The organism is Candidatus Atribacteria bacterium, assembly GCA_011056645.1.
Taxonomy (GTDB): Bacteria; Atribacterota; Phoenicimicrobiia; order Phoenicimicrobiales; family Phoenicimicrobiaceae; genus Sediminicultor; species Sediminicultor quartus.
The window spans coordinates 1-1,762 of the sequence record DSEL01000143.1; the positions used below are offsets into that span (position 1 = coordinate 1).

A 1,762-nucleotide genomic window follows, 5' to 3' on the forward strand; every position below is an offset into this window, starting at 1 on the left:
ATTCTATTTACTGTCCTCTTACTGTCCTCCAGCTCTATATTTTTTCTTATCTATCAAAGCGAGCAATCGACTAGTTTCACCAAACCAATGTTCCACACAATATATTATGAGATACTACTACTATATGCGTAATAGGCGAATAATTAATACTACTTTTCATCGGTGGGAATAGATAAGTAAGGAAGAACCATAGAGGCAATCTCCTGGAAAACCGGAGCAGATACTGTTCCACCGTAATAACTCCCCTTGGGTTCATCCAATAAGACCAGGATGGATATCTGGGGATTATCTGTAGGAGCATATCCCACGAACCAGGAGCTGTATTTATCTTCAGAATATCTACCGGTAGAGAAATCGAATTTTTGAGCAGTCCCAGTTTTTCCCGCTGCCTGATACCCCATAAGTTTAGCTCTTGTACCGGTTCCATCATTCACTACTTGTTCTAATATTTTAGTCATAGTCAAAGCAGTATCAACAGATACGACCTGTCTTACCGGTTTGGGTTTAATTATTTTAACCTTATTTTGGTCAGAATCTATTATTTCCTTTACTATCATCGGTTTCATTAAAGTTCCTCGATTGGCTATAGCCGATATAGCCATAATCAATTGAAGGGGAGTTACAGAGATTTCTTGCCCTATAGATAAAGAAGCCAGAGAAATTTTTGACCAATCTTTTGTGCTTCTTACCAGACCACTTATTTCTCCTGGTAAACTTATTTCAGTAAGCGCCCCAAATCCGAATCTTCTAATCGACTTTTCAAATATATTTTCTTCCAATTTTGTCCCAGCTTGAATGACTCCTATATTACAGGAATTTTTTACTATTCCGGTCAGATCTTGAGAGCTATGTTGGTGTATATCATGAAAAATATTTCCATTATACTTAGTCGACCCGCTGCAATAAAATTGATCATCCATTTTTACTACCTTTTCTTCCAGAGCGGTTGATATAGTAATAACTTTAAAGGTCGATCCAGGCTCATAGGAATCAGTCACTGCTCTATTCCTCCAAAGATCACGAGGATATTGATTAAAATAGTTGGGATCATAGGAAGGTTTCACTGCCATTGCCAAAATTTCTCCGGTTTTGGGAACAGCTACAATAGCGATTCCCGCTTTAGCTTTAGATTCTTGAAACGCTTTGTTTAAGGCTTCTTCAGTGATAAATTGGATAACCTCATCAATGGTCAATACAATAGAATTTCCATCTATATGAGCAGTTGGTTCCTTGATACTTAGCGGTACCTTGCCTCCTGAAGCATCTCTTTCCATAACCACCAAGCCGGGTAATCCCTTCAATTCCTGGTCAAAAAATGACTCTAAACCTTCCAATCCTTGATTATCTATCCCTACAAATCCCATTAAGTTAGAAGCTAAAGAATTCTTAGGGTAATATCTCTTGCTCTCATCTAAAAAATTAACTCCCTCCAAGTTTAGTTTTTTAACCTCTGTAACTTCCTTGTCGCTCAATTTCCTCTTTATCCAAACAAAAGATTTTTGCTGATTTAATTTATTCAGCACATCTTTTGTTTTTAAATTTAAAATCGAGGATATTTTTTGGGCACTTTCCTGAGGATTCTTGACTAGAGGGGGGATGGCAAATAAAGATTGAACATTTACATTAACTGCTAATTTTTTATAATTTCTATCATAGATATTACCTCTTTCTCCCTCAATGGAAAAAGAAGCAAGGTGTTCCTGTTGGGCAATTTCTTTAAACTTATCAGTTTGAATAAGCTGAATGTTATATAATCTATAAA

General features: G+C 36.4%; 1 protein-coding gene. It reads right to left on the reverse strand.

Annotated features, from left to right (window positions below):
* Positions 1-149: 149 nt before the first annotated feature.
* Positions 150-1,762: stage V sporulation protein D (locus ENO17_05560; protein ID HER24493.1), on the reverse strand; the 1,613-nt coding region annotated here is incomplete at its 5' end.